Genomic DNA, 16,570 nt, shown 5'->3' with positions numbered 1-16,570 from the left:
AAGGCCGCGCATATCATCATGCGCGGCCTTTTTCTTTTGCTGCATCGGGGTGCGTCCCATCGGGGTTACCCCGTTTACTTCACGACCCGTAGATAGGCTGGCCGGTTGCGATCCCGCCGCGCGGCAAAACGCGCGGCGGGATCGGCGAAACCTTCGGGGCAGGGCGCACGCGTTTCCTCTGCCACATCGGCCCGTGGCGGGCGCGGGATTGGTGTCGTGGCAAGGTCGCCGATGCGATACAAGCCCGGATGCTCGATGCCATTGGATGTGAGCTCCAGACAGCCAAGCATCCGGTCGATCTGCCCCATGTCACTGCGCAGCGGCAGCACCAGCATACGCGCCTGAACGGTCGCATCCCCCGCGGTGAGCGTCATCTCTCCGGTGGCGGGCTGTGACAGAATGTGATCCAGCCAATCACTGCAGCGGCGACGCTCGGACGGGTCGAACAGAGAGATCATCGGCATCCCGCGCAGGTCCATCCCCATGGCAGTGCACAGCTGCGATCCGGCGACGCGAAACCGCGCCAGTTCAGACCGCCTGCGTTCCAGAACAAAGGCGCGATCCAGCGCGGAGGTGATCTGTGCAGGATCGATCTGCGACCGGAACGGGACCGGCTGACCACGGCACAGCCCCTGCCAATAGGCCCGCACGTCAACCATCGCGGGTGTCGGCGGCGGCATCACGCGGCGAGAGCCGGTCTGGGGCATGTCATCCAGAGGGGGAAGGTGTTTCATCGGGCAGCCTTATTGCGGTCGGGACAAGAGCAGGACGGGGGGCGGCAAGGGGCCGCGATGTATTGCCTGAGTTTAGTCAAATGAGCAGTAATTTGTAGATATAACAGCAAACTTGGTTAACAGACCGTTAAGGGGAGACCTCGCGCGGCAGAATGGCTTTTTACTTGCCCCATTTGCGAGTTTCCCTTTTAAGGCGCGCAACAATCGCAATCGACAAGGACCATGCCATGATACGTTCAATGACGGGTTTCGCCTCGGCCAGTGGTGCGTCCGGCCCGCACAGTTGGGGGTGGGAATTGCGATCGGTCAACGGCAAGGGGCTCGACCTGCGCCTGCGTGTGCCCGACTGGATCGACGGGCTGGAAGCCGGCCTGCGCAAGACGCTAAGCGCTGCCATCACCCGCGGCAATGTCACCTGCAACCTACGGATCACCCGCGAGGATGGCTCTGGCGCATTGACGGTGAACGCGGATCAGCTTGAGGTCGTGCTGGACGCGCTGCACCAGATCGAAGCGCGCGCGATGGATGCGGGTATCTCGCTTGCGCCCTCCAAGGCGACCGATATCGTCACCATGCGCGGCGTGCTTGAACAGGCGACGACGGTGGATGATGTGGCCGCCCTTTGCGCGACATTGTTGGCGGAATTCCCCACGGTGCTTGCCAATTTCAACGACATGCGCGCCCGCGAAGGGGCTGCCTTGGCGCAGGTGCTCGAAGCGCAGTTGGCGCAGGTGGCAGAGTTGACGACACAGGCCGCCGCGCTGGCCGAGACGCGCAAGGACGAGATGGCACAGACATTGCAACGCAATCTTTCGCGGGTGCTGGACAATGCCGAAGGCGTGGACGCTGACCGGCTGGCGCAGGAACTGGCGCTGATCGCCGTCAAATCCGACATCACCGAAGAGATCGACCGCCTGCGCGCCCATGTGGATGCGGCCCGAGCCTTGCTGGCGCAGGACGGGGCCGTGGGGCGCAAACTGGATTTCCTGATGCAGGAGTTCAACCGCGAGGCCAATACACTGTGCGCCAAGGCACAAAACACCGCGCTGACCCAGATCGGGCTGGCCTTGAAGGCGGTGATAGATCAGATGCGCGAACAAGTGCAAAATGTGGAGTAAGACATGAGCGACAGACGCGGCCTATTGATCATCCTCAGCTCGCCCTCGGGGGCGGGTAAATCGACGCTGGCCCGCAAGCTGCGCGATTGGGATACCTCGCTTGAATTCTCTGTCTCGGCCACCACCCGCGCACCACGTGTCGGCGAGGAAGACGGCAAGGACTATTTTTTCACCGCCGAGGATGATTTCCGTGCCATGGTGAACGATGGCGATATGCTTGAGCACGCCCGCGTCTTCAACAACTATTACGGCTCGCCCAAGGGACCGGTGCAAAAGGCGATCGACAGCGGTCGCGACGTGCTGTTCGACGTGGATTGGCAGGGCGCGCAGCAGATCAGCAACTCGACGCTCAAGCAGCACGTACTGTCGATCTTCATCCTGCCGCCCTCGATCAAAGAGCTGCGGCGGCGTCTGGAAACCCGTGGTCAGGACGCCCCCGATACCATCGCCCTGCGAATGGAGAAAAGCTGGGACGAGATCAGTCATTGGGACGGCTACGACTACGTGCTGGTCAATGACGACCTGACCGAAACAGAGGCCAAGCTGAAGTCGATCATCACCGCCGAAAGATTGCGCCTTTCGCAGCAGCCGAAACTGGTGGATCATGTGCGCGCGCTGCAATCAGAATTCGAGGACACGAAATGACGCTTTACGCTCTGGCCGATATCACCCCGCAGGTTCACGCGGATGCATGGGTTGCCCCCGATGCCAATGTCATCGGGAATGTGACGCTCGAGGCAGATGCCTCTGTCTGGTTCGGCTGTACGCTGCGCGGCGATAACGAACTGATCCTCGTAGGCAAGGGCAGTAATGTGCAGGAAAACTGCGTCTTTCACACGGACCCGGGCTGCCCGCTGACCGTCGGGGAAAACTGTACGATCGGTCACAAGGTCATGCTGCACGGCTGTACCATCGGGGATAACTCGCTGGTCGGGATGGGGGCGACGATCCTGAACGGGGCCAAGATCGGCAAGAATTGTCTGATCGGGGCAGGGGCGTTGATCACTGAAAACAAGGTGATCCCTGACGGGTCGCTTGTGATGGGCGCACCGGGCAAGGTCGTGCGCGAGCTCGACGCGGCGGCGATTGCAGGGCTCACCGCCAGCGCGAAACACTACCAAGACAACGCGCGGCGCTTTGCCAGCCAGCTTAAACCTGTCTGAGCATGGTGCTGCGCCCGCATCTGCCGGATCTGCTGGCAGCGCTGCCTTTGCCTACGCTTGCTGTTGATCGGGCCGAACGTATCGTCGCGATGAATGCGCCGGCCCAAGCTCTGCTGGGCCGTGGCGCATTGGACCGTCATTATATCAACGTCTTGCGCCAGCCTGCGGTGGTCGATGCGGTCGAGCAATGCCAACAGGATGATACCCCGCGCGAGGCGCAATACCTGGCCAGCGACAATGGCAATGACACGACCTTTCGGGTGCACGTCCGAAAGGTGACCGGCATGGATTACGTCTTGCTGAGCTTTCAAGACATCACACAGGTCACCAACGCCAGCCAGATGCGCCGCGATTTCGTCGCCAACGTCAGCCACGAGTTGCGCACCCCGCTGACGGCGATGATGGGGTTCATTGAAACCTTACGCGGCCCTGCGCGTGACGACGCCCCCGCACGGGACCGGTTTCTGGGGATCATGACCGGAGAGGCCGAGCGCATGAACCGGCTGGTGGGCGATCTGCTGTCGCTGTCCCGCGTCGAATCGGACGAACGGGTGCGCCCGACGGATAAGGTCGATCTGCGCTATGTGCTCCAATCGACCATGCGCAACCTCAACCCCTTGGCCGTAGAGGCGAATGTGACGCTGGTCGCGACCATGGGGGACGATCCGCTGCCCCTGATGGGGGATACGGACCAGCTGTTGCAGGTGTTCACGAATCTTATTGAAAACGGCATCAAATATGGGGGCGTAGGCAAAGACGTCGAAATTTCGGTCGAGACGACCTTGCGTGACCCTTCCTTGCGCGGGCCTGCGGTGCGGGTCACCATCCGCGACCACGGGCCGGGGATCGACCCTGTGCACCTGCCACGCCTGACCGAACGCTTCTACCGCGCAGACAGCCACCGCAGCCGTGCCCTTGGCGGGACGGGGCTGGGGCTGGCGATTGTAAAACATATCCTGAACCGGCACCGCGGACGGCTGAAAATCACCTCTGATCTGGGAGATGGGGCGCGATTCACGGTGATCTTGCCTATGGATGTGGCGTGATCGGGCGCATTTTGGTCAAAAAGAAATTACAATTTCCGTCCGTGTCATAAAACTGTAACATGACTGTCACAAAAGCTCAGTGTCGCCCGCCTATTGGTGCGGCAAGATCACCATGGGGGTGGTCAGACAAATCTAAGCTGACAGGAGACATCATGTCGCTCGTTAAACTCACCACTTCCGCGCTGGCCATTGCCGCCGTATCCGCAACCGCCGCTGCCGCGCGTGATCAGGTACAGGTTGCCGGTTCCTCCACTGTTTTGCCCTATGCGTCCATCGTTGCCGAAGCCTTTGGCGAAAACTTCGATTTCCCGACACCTGTTGTAGAATCCGGTGGCTCCTCGGCGGGTCTGAAGCGTTTTTGTGAAGGTGTTGGCGAGAACACAATCGACGTGGCAAACGCCTCGCGCAAGATCAAGAGCTCCGAAGTCGAAGCCTGCGCCGCGAACGGTGTGACCGACATCATCGAAGTCCAGATCGGCTATGACGGCATCGTGTTTGCCTCCGACATCAATGGCAACACATTCGAATTCACCCCCGAAGACTGGTACAAAGCCCTGTCCGCCGAAGTCGTTGTCGATGGCGAGATCGTGGCGAACCCCAACAAAATGTGGTCCGACGTGAACGCCAGCTTCCCCGAGCAGCCGATCCAGGCCTACATCCCCGGCACCAAGCACGGCACTCGTGAAGTTTTCGAAGAAAAAGTGATCCTGGCAGGCTGTGAAGCCACCGGCGATTTCGAAGCGTTCAAAGCCGCCAATGGCGACGACAAGAAAGCCGCTGAAAAAGCATGTATCGCGCTGCGCACCGATGGTGTGTCCGTGGACATCGACGGTGACTACACCGAAACGCTGGCGCGCATCGAAAGCAACAAAGACGGCATCGGCGTCTTCGGTCTGGCATTCTACGAGAACAACACCGACAAGCTGACCGTCGCCAACATGAGCGGCGTTGAGCCCACCGTTGAAACCATCTCGAGCGGCGACTACCCCGTATCCCGCCCGCTGTTCTTCTACGTCAAGAAAGCGCACATCGGCGTGATCCCCGGCCTGAAAGAATATGCCGAGTTCTTCGTGGCAGACGAGATTGCTGGCCCCGACGGTCCTTTGGCTGAATACGGTCTGGTCTCCGACCCGGAACTGGCGAAAACACAGTCGGTTGTTGCTGAAGAAACTGTAATGGGCAGCGGTTCCTAAACCCTGTCTGACGATCCGGAGGCGCTGCGAGGTGCCTCCGGATTTTTGCTGCCGACTGATACTTTCCAAACAATGATAGCCTGAAACAGGCTGCGACCGGGGGCCACCATGCGCGATATTTTCAATGTGGGATCTACCACGCTCTTAGTTGCCGTTGTTTTGATATTAACAGTCCTTGCCTATGGTCTGGTGCGCAGCCGGGCCATGTCGTCCGTCTCGGGCGATGCGCGCAAGCTGCACTCCCTTCCGAATTACTACGGCTATAATGCCGCCATGCTCACCGCCATCCCGGCGCTGTTTGTGCTGGCGATCTGGATGCTGGTCCAGCCGATGCTGATCCAGAACGCGGTCATCGACATGATTCCGCAAAGCGCTGTGAACGAAGGCTCTTCGGTCAATCTGGTGATGAGCGACGTGCGCCGCGTGGCCAACGGGCTGGACGCGGCCGTGGAATCAGGCGCGCTGGATGCGCAAAGCGCCCGTGATCTGGACGTGACCGGCACTGACGTGCGCGCGCTGCTGGCGGGCACGGGCGTGGCGCTTGGGTCTGACGTGACGCCAGAGGTGCTGGCCGCCGCGCAGCGCTATCGGTCAATGGAATACACCGGCCGCTGGCTGATGATCGCGGTGATCTCTGTTTTGGCGCTGGCCGGCCTGTTCATCGCGATGCGCACCGCACGGGCCGATTTTCGCGCGCGCAATACGGTGGAACGCTTTCTGCTGGGGTTGCTGGTGCTCGCCGCGTCGCTGGCGATCCTGACCACCGTGGGGATCGTCCTGTCGATGCTGTTCGAGACGCTGAATTTCTTCCGCCTGCATCCGTGGCAGGATTTCTTTCTGGGCACCACATGGGCCCCGAACTTCCGCGGGGATAGTGACCTGTCGATCCTGCCGCTGCTCTGGGGGACGCTCTATATCTCGATCATCGCGCTGCTGGTGGCCGTGCCCATCGGCCTCTTTGCCGCGATCTACCTGTCGGAATACGCCAACAACAAAGTACGCTCTTTCGCCAAGCCTTTGCTTGAGATCCTCGCCGGTATCCCGACCATTGTGTACGGTCTGTTTGCCTTGCTGACAGTGGGGCCGTTCCTTGTGAACATCTTTGGCCGCGGCGAGAATGGTCTGCTGGGCGTCGACTGGATGAGCGGGGCGACTTCGGTCCTGACGGCGGGGCTGGTCATGGGCATCATGCTGATCCCCTTCGTTTCTTCGCTGAGCGACGATATCATCAACGCTGTGCCGCAATCGATGCGCGACGGGTCATTTGGCCTGGGCGCGACCCATTCCGAAACCATCCGCCAGGTCGTGATGCCTGCCGCTTTGCCGGGGATCGTAGGGGCTGTGCTTCTCGCCGCGAGCCGGGCCATCGGCGAGACGATGATCGTTGTTCTGGGGGCAGGGGCTATCGCCCGCATCTCGGGCAACCCGCTGGAAGCGATGACCACCATCACCACCCGTATCGTCAGCCAGCTGACCGGGGATACCGACTTTGCCAGCCCTGAAACGCTGGTCGCCTTTGCCCTTGGTCTGACGCTGTTCGTGCTGACCCTGGGGCTGAACGTTCTGGCGCTTTATATCGTGCGCAAATACCGGGAGCAGTACGAATGACCGACATGCCCAATACCGCAACGCCGCGCCATTCGCTGCTGAAGCCCGACGCGCGCACCGTCAAACGCAACCGTGCAGAGGCCCGTTTCAAATCCTACGGTATCGCGGCCATCGCCGTGGGCCTGCTGATGCTGGCGATCTTGCTGACCACGATTATCGGACGCGGCGTAGGGGCCTTTCAGCAGACGTTCCTGACGCTGAACGTGCAACTGCTTGAGGAAAAGCTGGACAAGAACGGCAACCGGAATCTGGACGAGATCAAGAAGGTATCGACCTTCGGCTACGCGCCGCTGATGGCCGCCGCGCTTGAGGCCAAGGTGGCCGAGGCCGGGATTACCACGGACCTAAAGCCCAAGGATATGGCGGGCATCCTGTCCAAGGATGCGGCGGCACAGCTGCGTGACTTTGTGCTGGATAACCCCGAGCTCATCGGCACCGCGGTTGAATTCGAATTCCTGACCAACAGCCGCGTCGATGGCTATATGAAGGGCCGCGTCACACGCGACAGCATCGCCAACGACAAAAGCATCAGCGCAGAGCAGCTTGATCTGGTGGACGCCCTTGTCGCAGATGGGGCGCTGGAAAAACGCTTTAACATCGATTTCATCACAGGTGCCGATGCGTCTGATGCCCGACCCGAGGCGGCGGGCATGGGGGTCTCGATGCTTGGCTCGCTCTTTATGATGCTGGTGGTGCTGGCGTTGGCGCTGCCCATCGGGGTCGCCGCGTCGATCTACCTTGAAGAATTCGCCCCCAAGAACCTGCTCACCGATATCATCGAGGTGAATATTTCTAACCTCGCGGCGGTGCCCTCGATTGTCTTTGGTATTCTGGGTCTCGCGGTTTTCATCAACTATATGCATCTGCCAAACTCGGCCCCGCTGGTGGGCGGGCTGGTACTGACGCTGATGACGCTGCCGACGATCATCATCTCGACCCGCGCCTCGCTGAAATCTGTCCCGCCCAGCATCCGTGACGCGGCACTGGGGGTAGGGGCGTCGAAGATGCAATCGGTGTTCCACCACGTGCTGCCTTTGGCTGCTCCGGGTATCCTCACTGGCACAATCATCGGTCTGGCGCAGGCGCTTGGTGAAACGGCCCCGCTGCTGCTGATCGGGATGGTGGGCTTCATCGCCTCGAACCCGCCCGAGGGCATCGCATCGGGGCTCATGGACCCGAACTCCGCCATGCCGGCGCAGATCTACGAATGGGCCAAGCGCGCCGATCCCGCGTTCTATGAACGCGCCTGGGGCGGTATCATCATCTTGCTGGTCTTTTTGATCACCATGAACGCCATCGCCGTAATGCTGCGGCGCCGGTTCGAGCGGCGCTGGTAAGAATGAAAGGCAAGGCTATGAAAGACAACGTAATTTCGGAGACGGACGTGACAACGAACCAAACAAAAATCGCCGCCCGCAACGTGCAGGTTTTCTACGGGGACACCCACGCGATCAAGGATGTCTCTGTCGATATCCAAGACAAAACCGTCACCGCCTTTATCGGACCATCGGGCTGCGGGAAATCGACTTTCCTGCGGTGTATCAACCGGATGAACGACACAATTGATATCTGCACCGTCAAAGGCGATATCCTGATCGACGGCGAAGACATCTATGACAGTGCGGTCGATCCGGTGCAGCTGCGCGCCAAGGTCGGCATGGTGTTCCAGAAGCCGAACCCGTTCCCCAAATCGATCTACGACAACGTGGCCTACGGCCCCCGTATCCACGGTCTGGCCCGTAACAAGTCCGAGCTTGACGATATCGTTGAACGCGCCCTGAAACGCGGTGCCATCTGGAACGAGGTCAAGGACCGTCTGCATGCGCCCGGCACCGGCCTTTCTGGCGGGCAACAGCAGCGTCTGTGCATCGCCCGTGCCGTTGCGACCGAACCCGAAGTGCTGCTAATGGACGAACCCTGTTCCGCGCTTGACCCGATCGCCACCGCGCAGGTCGAAGAGCTGATCGACGAGCTGCGTCAGGACTATTCGGTCGTGATCGTCACACACTCCATGCAGCAGGCCGCACGGGTGAGCCAGAAAACAGCGTTCTTCCACCTTGGCAATCTGGTGGAGTTCGGCGAGACCGACAAGATTTTCACGTCGCCCGAAGACCCTCGGACGGAAAGCTACATCACTGGCCGGATTGGATAAGTATCATGCAAGATCAACACATTGTCTCTGCCTTTGACCGTGACCTCGAAAGCGTTCAGGCACAGATCATGAAAATGGGTGGCATGGTCGAAGATGCCATTCGCCTTGCCGCACAATCGCTTGAAACCCGCGACGAAGAGCTGGCCGATCAGGTCCGCGGCGGGGACAAGGCGATTGACGCGCTCGAAGAGCTGATCAACGAACGCGCCGCCCGCATCATCGCCCTGCGCGCACCCACAGCCGTGGACCTGCGTCTGATCCTGAGCGTGATCAAGATCAGCGCCAGCCTGGAACGTATTGGCGACTATGCGAAAAACATGGCCAAGCGTAATTCAGTGCTCGCGCAGCTTCCTGCAGTTGCGGATAGCGCCGGTGCCATCCGCCGCATGTGTAAAACGGTTGAATCCATGCTCAAGGACGCGCTGGATTCCTATGTGCAGCGCGACGCAGAACTGGCGATGGACGTGATCGCACGCGATGAAGACGTCGATCAGATGTACAACGCGCTGTTCCGTGAATTCCTCACCTTCATGATGGAAGACCCGCGCAACATTACATCGTGTATGCACCTGCATTTCATCGCGAAAAACGTGGAACGCATGGGCGATCTGGTCACTTCGATCGCGGAACAGGTCGTCTATCTGGTGACCGGCACCCATCCGGACGAGGACCGCCCAAAGGCGGATAACACCTCCACCAAGCTGAAGGGGTAGAACCATGTCGGCGGCGCAGCCCCAGATCCTGTTGGTGGAAGACGAACCCGCACAGCGCGAAATTCTGGCGTATAACCTTGAATCCGAAGGGTTTGACGTAAGGCGGGCCGAGAATGGTGAAGAAGCGATCCTGCTCGTTGCAGAGGCGCTGCCGGACCTAATTATTCTGGATTGGATGATGCCGCTGCTGAGCGGGATCGAGGTGTGCCGGCAGCTCAAGACCCGCGAAGATACGCGTAATATCCCCGTGATCATGCTCTCGGCACGGTCAGAAGAGGTGGACACCGTGCGCGGGCTAGAGACGGGGGCGGATGATTACGTCGTCAAACCCTATTCCATGCGCGAGCTCATGGCCCGTGTGCGCACCCAATTGCGCCGTGTGCGCCCGGCATCCTCGGGCGCGGCGCTCAGCTATGCCGATATCACGCTGGACACGGAACGCCACCGCGTGAACCGCGCCGCGAACGAGCTGAAACTGGGCCCGACAGAATACCGGCTGCTGGTCACCCTGTTAGAGCGTCCGGGCCGTGTGTTTAGCCGCGATCAGCTGCTGGATCACGTCTGGGGCCGCGATATCTATGTCGACACGCGCACCGTGGATGTGCACATCGCGCGGCTGCGCAAGGCGCTGACATCTCACGGTGGCGATGACCCAATCCGCACGGTGCGCGGTGCAGGTTATGCATTAGGGTAGGGCGCTTACCCGTTGAATTTAATGACTTCTTGGCGTTGATTCCCCAAGCCTTCGATGCCCAGTTCAACGACGTCGCCCGGTTGCAGGTACACCGGCGGCTTAAAGCCCATGCCAACGCCGGGCGGTGTGCCGGTGGCGATCACGTCTCCGGGCAGTAAGGTCATGAAACGGCTGAGGAAAGAGATAATCTCGGCCACCGAGAAGACCATCGTGCGGGTATTGCCCGTCTGGCGACGGGTGCCGTTCACATCAAGCCATAGATCAAGGTTCTGTGGGTCCGGCACCTCGTCTGCGGTCACCAGATACGGGCCGATGGGCGCGAAGCTGTCGCAGGACTTGCCCTTGACCCACTGACCGCCGAATTCGATCTGAAAAGCGCGCTCTGACACGTCGTTGAAAGTCGCATAACCCGCCACATGGGACAGCGCGTCTGCCTCGGACACATGCTGTGCCTTGGTACCGATCACGACCGCAAGTTCAACTTCCCAATCGGTTTTCTCGGAATCCTTGGGGATGATGATCGGGTCGTTGGCACCGGTGGCCGCGCAGAGTTTACTAAACAGGATCGGGTGATCGGGCACGTCCATGCCAGCTTCTGCCGCGTGGTCGGAGTAATTCAGCCCGATACACAGAATACGACGAATGTCATTGATCACAGAGGCAAACCGGCCCGTGATGACAGGCAAGGCCGAAACGTCCACATCGCGCAGCTGGTCCAGCGCTGCGGGTGCCATCGTGGCAAGCTCGATATCCGTCAGATGCTGCGTCAGATCGCGCGCGGCACCATCTGCGTCAATCATCGCAGGTTTTATCCCGTCAGGGGTTTCGATACGGCAGAGTTTCATTAGCTAATCCTGTGTTTGTGAGGGGTGCGTATGGGCCTAACCTGAATCTCATAATCAGTATTATGTAAATAAACCGTGTGCTTTGGGTGATGTTTTGCTGTTAAAGTGCGTCATAAATCACTGAAAAGCAGTATAAAAAGACGATTCTTCATCCAGTTTCTTCATTCTCCCACCCGCGTGGCTTCTTGCTTTACCCCGTTGTTCTGCGTGCCATAATCCACATGCGCCAAGCCGATGCAACTGTAAGCGATCGGCGCTTTGGCGGCTGCTGAACGAAAGGAAGAATATGACGCTCAAGATGTCTTCGGCGGATATGGTCGCCGCTGCCCGTGCACGTATCCGCGAGATCGAAACGCCTGATCTGATGGCCATGCTGAAGGACCCGGATGTTGTTGTCGTTGACTTGCGCGATATCCGTGAACGCCAGCGCAGCGGCTATATCCCCGGCAGCTTTCACGCACCGCGCGGCATGATCGAATTCTGGGTCGACCCTGACAGCCCGTACTTCAAAGAGATCTTCGGTCAGGACAAAACCTTTGTCTTTCACTGTGCCTCTGGCTGGCGCTCGGCGATCACCACGGCGACGCTGCAAGACATGGGTTTTGATGCGGCGCATCTGCGCGAAGGTTTTTCGACGTGGGAAAAGCACGGTGGTCCGGTCGAATACCCTGAAAAGAAAGACTAACGACGCCGCGGCGCCTGTGCTACGTCTGCGCCACCACATCGTAACAACAAGGCCATCGCTATGACATCCATTCTGATCCTGAACGGTCCGAACCTGAACCTGCTGGGCACGCGCCAACCCGAGGTCTATGGAAAGACGACTTTGGCCGATGTCGAGGCGCTGTGCCGCGAGAAAGCGAAGACGCTTGGGTTTGATGTGGCGTTTGAACAGTCCAACCACGAAGGCGCGCTGATCGATCTGATCCACGCGGCCAAAGGCAAACATGCCGGGATCGTGCTGAATGCCGGTGCCTATACCCATACGTCGATTGCGTTGATGGATGCGATCGCTTCAGTCGAGCTGCCAGTTGTCGAGGTGCACCTGAGCAACATCCACGCACGCGAGGAATTCCGGCACCGGTCTTACATCGCGCCTGTGGCTCTGGGTCAGATCTGTGGGTTTGGTGCGCAGGGTTATCTGATGGCCTTGGATGCGCTGGAAGTTCACCTAAAAGATTAGGTTTCACCGCTTAGTATCTGATTTATAATAAAAAAGGGCGAAGGTGCCGATGCGCCCTCGCCCTTTCTCTCATCTGCTGTGTGACAGCTTAGCCTTTGGCGGCTTTTGCAACTTCTGCTGCGAAGTCTTCTTTGACGACTTCGATGCCTTCGCCAACTTCAAGACGGACGAAACCGGTGATGGTCGCGCCAGCTTCTTCCGCGGCTTTGCCGACGGTCAGGTCAGGGTTCACAACGAATGCCTGGTTCAGCAGTGTCACTTCGGACATGTATTTCTGCATGCGGCCGGTGATCATTTTCTCGATCACGGCTTCCGGCTTGCCGGACTCGCGTGCGATGTCCATTTGAACCTGCTTTTCTTTTTCAACAACAGCCGGGTCCAGATCCGCTTCGGACAAGGAGGCAGGGTTCACAGCGGCGATGTGCATCGCGATCTGTTTGCCCAGTTCTTCGTTGCCGCCGGTCATTGCGACCAGAACACCGATTTTGCCCATGCCGGGTGCTACAGCGTTGTGCACATAGGACACGACCTGATCCCCATCGATGGACTGCATGCGGCGCACCGACATGTTCTCGCCGATTTTCGCAATGGCGTCGGTGATGACGGTGGAAACGGGCTTGCCGCCCATGTCAGCCGCGTTCAGCGCGTCAACGTCGGACACACCGGTAGCAACATCTGCGATGCCGGAAACCATTTTCTGGAAGTCGGCGTTTTTGCCAACGAAGTCGGTTTCGGAGTTCACTTCGACAGCAACACCGTGGCCGCCTTCGACTTTAACGGCAACAAGGCCCTCGGCTGCGGTGCGGCCGGATTTCTTGGCTGCTTTCGCCAGACCCTTGGTGCGCAGCCAGTCAACGGCTGCTTCCATGTCGCCATCTGTTTCAGTCAACGCTTTTTTCGCGTCCATCATGCCGGCACCGGTTGTGTCGCGCAGTTCTTTGACCATGGATGCTGTGATTGCCATCGCTTTGGTTCTCCTTGAATTGGGATAAATTGAGGGGCAGAGCGTCCTGCACCACTGTCTCAATCATGTAATGGTTTTGTGACAGGCAGAGGGAAACATGCCCCCTGCCCGTCTCTTTCGCGTCGCTTACGACTTGGCGTCGGCCAGCGTTTCCTTCTTGGATTCGATATCCAGAGGTGCGTCTTTTGCCATTGCGTCGTTCGAAACGGTTTCTTCCGAAGCGTTGCCAACTTCGACACCACCGTCGATCAGGGCTTCTTCTTCGGGCGCTTCTTCCATCGCACCGATATCAACACCTGCGGCACCCAGCTGCGCGGACATACCGTCAAGTGCGGCACGTGCGGCCAGATCGCAATACATGTGGATCGCGCGGGCGGCGTCGTCGTTGCCCGGGATGATGTAGTCGATCCCGTCGGGGGAGCAGTTGGTGTCGACAACAGCGATAACCGGGATGCCCAGCTTGTTCGCTTCGGCCACGGCCAGTGCTTCTTTTTTCACGTCGATGACGAAGATCAGGTCAGGGCGACCGCCCATTTCACGGATACCACCCAGCGATGCTTCCAGCTTCGCTTGGTCACGTTCCATGCCAAGACGCTCTTTCTTGGTCAGGCCGGAAAAGCCACGCTCGGACTGTTCGTCGATGGACTTCAGGCGCTGGATGGATTTGGAAACGGTCTGCCAGTTTGTCAGCGTGCCGCCCAACCAACGGTGGTTCATGTAGTACTGTGCGCATTTCTCTGCGGCTTCTGCGATTGGCTGTGCAGCCTGACGCTTGGTGCCAACGAAAAGAATGCTGCCGCCTTTGGCGACGGTGTCACGGATGACTTGCAGGGCCTGGTCCAGCATTGGAACAGTCTGTGTCAGGTCCATGATGTGGATGCCGTTACGCGCGCCGTAGATGAACGGACCCATGCGGGGGTTCCAGCGCTGTGTTTGGTGACCAAAGTGTACGCCTGCTTCAAGCAGTTGGCGCATGGAGAACTCAGGAAGAGCCATGTCTTTATACCTTTCCGGTTTTGCCTCGTCGGGGGTCTCGATCCCGGAATGGGACCAACCGGCGGACGTTCAAGGATTTCTCCCTCAAAGGCCCAACCCCGACTGCGGGTTTAAGTGACGCGCGTATAGTCCGGATTTTCACGCTTCGCAAGGTCCAAGGCGCATGTTTTAGCCATTGGGGCCCTATATCAGCGCAATTCAGCGGGGTTTGGCGCTGCAAGCCCGGCCGAGGGATGGGCCGCGCGCACCTGCGCTTCACAGGCTTGGGCCAAGGCTTTGCGGTTCTCGAAATCGGCGACGGCCAGCGGCGTGTGATAGATCGTTGTTACTTGCCCCTGCCGCAGGGACGCCAAGGTGCGCAGCAGATGGCCGCCAAAGCTCATATCGCCCCACCAGCCATAAAACCGCGGATCGGTCCCATCGGGCGCGGTATAAATCACGGTCACAGGCTGCACCCAGATCAGGTCGCGCAGTTCGGGCGCGAAGAAGGACTGGAAGAGCGTGGTTTTGAACGGCAAGACCTGCAGGCCATCGGTGCTGGTGCCTTCGGGGAAGAACAGCAGCCGGTGGTTGTCGAGCAAGCGCTGTTGGAACACTTCGGTCTGTTTGCGCGCGTGTTTCGGGTTGCGTTCAATAAACAATGTGCCGGTCGCCTTGGCGAGCCAGCCAATGCCGGGCCAGCTGGCGACTTCGGACTTGGACACAAAGTATATCCGCTGCGCCGCGTTCAAACTGAAGATATCAAGCCAACTGGTGTGATTGGCGACGACAGCGCCCCTGTGGCGCATCGGGGTGCCGATAACCGCGCGGCGTAACCCCATGACCCAGAATGCGATTTTGCAGACGATCTGGGTGATATGCGGGGTCACGGGGCGGCCCTGCCCATATAGCGGGCGCTCTATCAGGCGGATCGCGAGCAGGATCACCAGCCCCACAAGAACCACCGTCGCCAGCACCACCCCTCGCAGCAGCATCAGCACCCAGCCAAGGGGCCCGACGGATACCGGTGTCGGGTGGTCGGCGCTGTCCCAGGCCGCGCTCATCCTTGCTGTCCGCTGTAGATCTTGGCCTGCCGTTCGCTAAGCCGGGCGGTGTCGAGCATCAAAAGTACATCCGTCGTGTTGAAGTCATGGTCGATAAAGGCCCCCTCGCCCACACATCCGCCAAGCCGCAGATAGGCTTTGATCAGGCTGGGCATCTGCACCATCGCCTGACGCCGGTTCAAGATGTCGGCGGGGATCAGGTTCATCTCCTGGCGTGCCTTTGGCAAGGCGGTGACCCGCAGATCGGGCGGCGCGAGGTAGGTGTGATGCAGCAGCGACAAGGGCTGCGCCAATGCCTCGGCCTGGGTGCCATGAAAGCTCGCGACGCCAAAAAGGATCTCAATCCCGTGTTTCGCCACATAAGAGGCAAGCCCCGCCCAAAGCTGGTGCATCGCGATGCCCCCGCGATAGGACGGATGCAGACAGGACCGCCCCAGCTCGAGTATCTCGCGGCCGGAGGATTTGAGCGCGGTCAGATCATATTCGTTTTCCGAATAGAACCCGCCTGCCCGATCCGCCATATCGCGGCGGATTAGCCGGTACACGCCAACGGTTTGCTGGGTCTTGCGATCAATAAGCAGCAGATGGTCCACGAAATCGTCGTATTGGTCGACCTCTAGCCGGTTGTCATGATCCACCAAAGGCCCGCCCGCCCCCAGCTCGGTGACAAAAACGTCATACCGCAGCCGCTGCGCCGCATGAAGATCCGCTTGGGTGCGCGCCAGACGGACTTCGAACTCTGCCGCTTTTGCAATGATCATGGGCTGGTTTCGTCTCCGGTCGCAATCACGCGGATAAATAGGCAGTTGCCGCCCGTTGCGCAATGCTTGCCCCACGTCGCGGTGGTTTTCGGCGAAAAATTAACGATTTGCTAACGAAGAGCCTTCATCAAAGGCGGGGGTGAGCATCACCCGATGACTATCGACCACGATTTTGCCCTCGCTGCGGAAGTTTACCGTGACCTTGCCGCTGATATTGCTTTGCACCTGCCCCACGCCCCAATCGGGATGTGCAGGGTGGCGTACAAGCATTCCGGGTGTCAGTATCGCATTCAGGTCTTCCAAGCGTACGTCCTTTCTGCGGCGCGGTGTGGGGGGCAGCTATTTAGGGCCAGCTAT

At 59.4% G+C, this 16,570-nt stretch carries 19 protein-coding genes; 12 read left to right on the top strand and 7 right to left on the bottom strand.

Going from position 1 to position 16,570, the window contains the following annotated elements:
• Nucleotides 1-74 precede the first annotated feature (74 nt).
• Entirely contained in the window at nt 75-734 is a 660-nt protein-coding gene (locus AADW22_RS10070; RefSeq protein WP_407473628.1) for a PAS domain-containing protein, read from the bottom strand.
• Between the two features lie 227 nt (nt 735-961).
• On the opposite strand from AADW22_RS10070, the gene AADW22_RS10065 reads away from it, so the two are divergent.
• The 10 genes from AADW22_RS10065 (at nt 962) to phoB (ending at nt 10,421) form a co-directional block, all read left to right on the top strand.
• The gene (locus tag AADW22_RS10065) at nt 962-1,852 is read left to right on the top strand and encodes a YicC/YloC family endoribonuclease (RefSeq protein ID WP_407473627.1); all 891 of its coding nucleotides are present in this window, start codon (nt 962-964) and stop codon (nt 1,850-1,852) included.
• Nucleotides 1,853-1,855: 3 nt separating this feature from the next.
• On the top strand, nt 1,856-2,497 hold the full coding sequence (gene gmk / locus AADW22_RS10060) for a guanylate kinase (RefSeq protein ID WP_005853615.1): 642 nt from the start codon (nt 1,856-1,858) through the stop codon (nt 2,495-2,497).
• Entirely contained in the window at nt 2,494-3,015 is a 522-nt protein-coding gene (locus AADW22_RS10055) for a gamma carbonic anhydrase family protein (RefSeq protein ID WP_009824655.1), read from the top strand. Before gmk ends, AADW22_RS10055 begins: the two co-directional genes overlap by 4 nt.
• 2 nt (nt 3,016-3,017) lie before the next feature.
• Nucleotides 3,018-4,061 carry a cell wall metabolism sensor histidine kinase WalK gene (locus AADW22_RS10050; RefSeq protein ID WP_009824654.1) on the top strand — a complete coding sequence of 348 codons (1,044 nt, stop codon included), beginning with the start codon at nt 3,018-3,020 and terminating at the stop codon, nt 4,059-4,061.
• A 152-nt stretch (nt 4,062-4,213) separates the two neighbouring features.
• Nucleotides 4,214-5,254, top strand: a complete 1,041-nt coding sequence (locus AADW22_RS10045; RefSeq protein ID WP_132996574.1) for a substrate-binding domain-containing protein — start codon at nt 4,214-4,216, stop codon at nt 5,252-5,254.
• A gap of 108 nt (nt 5,255-5,362) precedes the next feature.
• Nucleotides 5,363-6,862 carry a phosphate ABC transporter permease subunit PstC gene (gene pstC, locus AADW22_RS10040; RefSeq protein ID WP_407473626.1) on the top strand — a complete coding sequence of 500 codons (1,500 nt, stop codon included), beginning with the start codon at nt 5,363-5,365 and terminating at the stop codon, nt 6,860-6,862.
• Nucleotides 6,859-8,199 (top strand): phosphate ABC transporter permease PstA, encoded by a 1,341-nt coding sequence (gene pstA, locus AADW22_RS10035; protein WP_407473625.1) that lies wholly within the window; start codon nt 6,859-6,861, stop codon nt 8,197-8,199. Before pstC ends, pstA begins: the two co-directional genes overlap by 4 nt.
• Nucleotides 8,200-8,216: 17 nt before the next feature.
• Nucleotides 8,217-9,014 carry a phosphate ABC transporter ATP-binding protein PstB gene (pstB, locus tag AADW22_RS10030; RefSeq protein WP_005853603.1) on the top strand — a complete coding sequence of 266 codons (798 nt, stop codon included), beginning with the start codon at nt 8,217-8,219 and terminating at the stop codon, nt 9,012-9,014.
• Between the two features lie 5 nt (nt 9,015-9,019).
• Nucleotides 9,020-9,727: a phosphate signaling complex protein PhoU gene (gene phoU, locus AADW22_RS10025; RefSeq protein ID WP_009824650.1), complete on the top strand. Its 708-nt coding sequence runs from the start codon at nt 9,020-9,022 to the stop codon at nt 9,725-9,727.
• 4 nt (nt 9,728-9,731) lie between these two features.
• Nucleotides 9,732-10,421, top strand: a complete 690-nt coding sequence (gene phoB, locus AADW22_RS10020; protein ID WP_005853599.1) for a phosphate regulon transcriptional regulator PhoB — start codon at nt 9,732-9,734, stop codon at nt 10,419-10,421.
• Between the two features lie 5 nt (nt 10,422-10,426).
• Here phoB and AADW22_RS10015 read toward each other — a convergent pair whose 3' ends face one another.
• On the bottom strand, nt 10,427-11,266 hold the full coding sequence (locus AADW22_RS10015; RefSeq protein ID WP_407473624.1) for a fumarylacetoacetate hydrolase family protein: 840 nt from the start codon (nt 11,264-11,266) through the stop codon (nt 10,427-10,429).
• A gap of 286 nt (nt 11,267-11,552) precedes the next feature.
• Between AADW22_RS10015 and AADW22_RS10010 the strand changes: the two genes are divergently transcribed.
• Together AADW22_RS10010 and aroQ are read left to right on the top strand one after the other, a co-directional pair.
• Nucleotides 11,553-11,951 carry a rhodanese-like domain-containing protein gene (locus AADW22_RS10010; protein ID WP_005853596.1) on the top strand — a complete coding sequence of 133 codons (399 nt, stop codon included), beginning with the start codon at nt 11,553-11,555 and terminating at the stop codon, nt 11,949-11,951.
• Nucleotides 11,952-12,011: 60 nt separating this feature from the next.
• Nucleotides 12,012-12,449: a type II 3-dehydroquinate dehydratase gene (gene aroQ, locus AADW22_RS10005; RefSeq protein WP_407473623.1), complete on the top strand. Its 438-nt coding sequence runs from the start codon at nt 12,012-12,014 to the stop codon at nt 12,447-12,449.
• An 88-nt stretch (nt 12,450-12,537) separates the two neighbouring features.
• Here the strand turns inward: aroQ and tsf are convergent, their stop codons facing one another.
• The 5 genes from tsf to AADW22_RS09980 form a co-directional block, all read right to left on the bottom strand.
• The gene (gene tsf, locus AADW22_RS10000; RefSeq protein WP_005853593.1) at nt 12,538-13,413 is read right to left on the bottom strand and encodes a translation elongation factor Ts; all 876 of its coding nucleotides are present in this window, start codon (nt 13,411-13,413) and stop codon (nt 12,538-12,540) included.
• Between the two features lie 126 nt (nt 13,414-13,539).
• Nucleotides 13,540-14,409, bottom strand: coding sequence for a 30S ribosomal protein S2 (gene rpsB, locus AADW22_RS09995; protein ID WP_005853591.1), 870 nt, complete (start codon nt 14,407-14,409; stop codon nt 13,540-13,542).
• A 188-nt stretch (nt 14,410-14,597) separates the two neighbouring features.
• Entirely contained in the window at nt 14,598-15,452 is an 855-nt protein-coding gene (locus AADW22_RS09990) for a lysophospholipid acyltransferase family protein (RefSeq protein ID WP_407473622.1), read from the bottom strand.
• Nucleotides 15,449-16,213 carry a GNAT family N-acetyltransferase gene (locus AADW22_RS09985; protein ID WP_407473621.1) on the bottom strand — a complete coding sequence of 255 codons (765 nt, stop codon included), beginning with the start codon at nt 16,211-16,213 and terminating at the stop codon, nt 15,449-15,451. Before AADW22_RS09985 ends, AADW22_RS09990 begins: the two co-directional genes overlap by 4 nt.
• Nucleotides 16,214-16,312: 99 nt before the next feature.
• Nucleotides 16,313-16,516 (bottom strand): DUF3553 domain-containing protein, encoded by a 204-nt coding sequence (locus AADW22_RS09980; protein ID WP_132996579.1) that lies wholly within the window; start codon nt 16,514-16,516, stop codon nt 16,313-16,315.
• Between the last annotated feature and the right edge of the window lie 54 nt (nt 16,517-16,570).

This window comes from Sulfitobacter sp. PM12 (assembly GCF_045586035.1).
Classification (GTDB): Bacteria; Pseudomonadota; Alphaproteobacteria; order Rhodobacterales; family Rhodobacteraceae; genus Sulfitobacter; species Sulfitobacter pontiacus.
The sequence above is the reverse complement of the archived record's forward strand: the minus strand, read 5'-3'. Positions and strand labels throughout refer to the sequence as shown.

Bases quoted from the DNA above. Each gene is read 5' to 3' on its own strand.
- AADW22_RS10070 (WP_407473628.1), bottom strand. From the start codon at position 734: ATGAAACACCTTCCCCCTCTGGATGACATGCCCCAGACCGGCTCTCGC.
- AADW22_RS10065 (WP_407473627.1), top strand. From the start codon at position 962: ATGATACGTTCAATGACGGGTTTCGCCTCGGCCAGTGGTGCGTCCGGC.
- gmk (WP_005853615.1), top strand. From the start codon at position 1,856: ATGAGCGACAGACGCGGCCTATTGATCATCCTCAGCTCGCCCTCGGGG.
- AADW22_RS10055 (WP_009824655.1), top strand. From the start codon at position 2,494: ATGACGCTTTACGCTCTGGCCGATATCACCCCGCAGGTTCACGCGGAT.
- AADW22_RS10050 (WP_009824654.1), top strand. From the start codon at position 3,018: ATGGTGCTGCGCCCGCATCTGCCGGATCTGCTGGCAGCGCTGCCTTTG.
- AADW22_RS10045 (WP_132996574.1), top strand. From the start codon at position 4,214: ATGTCGCTCGTTAAACTCACCACTTCCGCGCTGGCCATTGCCGCCGTA.
- pstC (WP_407473626.1), top strand. From the start codon at position 5,363: ATGCGCGATATTTTCAATGTGGGATCTACCACGCTCTTAGTTGCCGTT.
- pstA (WP_407473625.1), top strand. From the start codon at position 6,859: ATGACCGACATGCCCAATACCGCAACGCCGCGCCATTCGCTGCTGAAG.
- pstB (WP_005853603.1), top strand. From the start codon at position 8,217: ATGAAAGACAACGTAATTTCGGAGACGGACGTGACAACGAACCAAACA.
- phoU (WP_009824650.1), top strand. From the start codon at position 9,020: ATGCAAGATCAACACATTGTCTCTGCCTTTGACCGTGACCTCGAAAGC.
- phoB (WP_005853599.1), top strand. From the start codon at position 9,732: ATGTCGGCGGCGCAGCCCCAGATCCTGTTGGTGGAAGACGAACCCGCA.
- AADW22_RS10015 (WP_407473624.1), bottom strand. From the start codon at position 11,266: ATGAAACTCTGCCGTATCGAAACCCCTGACGGGATAAAACCTGCGATG.
- AADW22_RS10010 (WP_005853596.1), top strand. From the start codon at position 11,553: ATGACGCTCAAGATGTCTTCGGCGGATATGGTCGCCGCTGCCCGTGCA.
- aroQ (WP_407473623.1), top strand. From the start codon at position 12,012: ATGACATCCATTCTGATCCTGAACGGTCCGAACCTGAACCTGCTGGGC.
- tsf (WP_005853593.1), bottom strand. From the start codon at position 13,413: ATGGCAATCACAGCATCCATGGTCAAAGAACTGCGCGACACAACCGGT.
- rpsB (WP_005853591.1), bottom strand. From the start codon at position 14,409: ATGGCTCTTCCTGAGTTCTCCATGCGCCAACTGCTTGAAGCAGGCGTA.
- AADW22_RS09990 (WP_407473622.1), bottom strand. From the start codon at position 15,452: ATGAGCGCGGCCTGGGACAGCGCCGACCACCCGACACCGGTATCCGTC.
- AADW22_RS09985 (WP_407473621.1), bottom strand. From the start codon at position 16,213: ATGATCATTGCAAAAGCGGCAGAGTTCGAAGTCCGTCTGGCGCGCACC.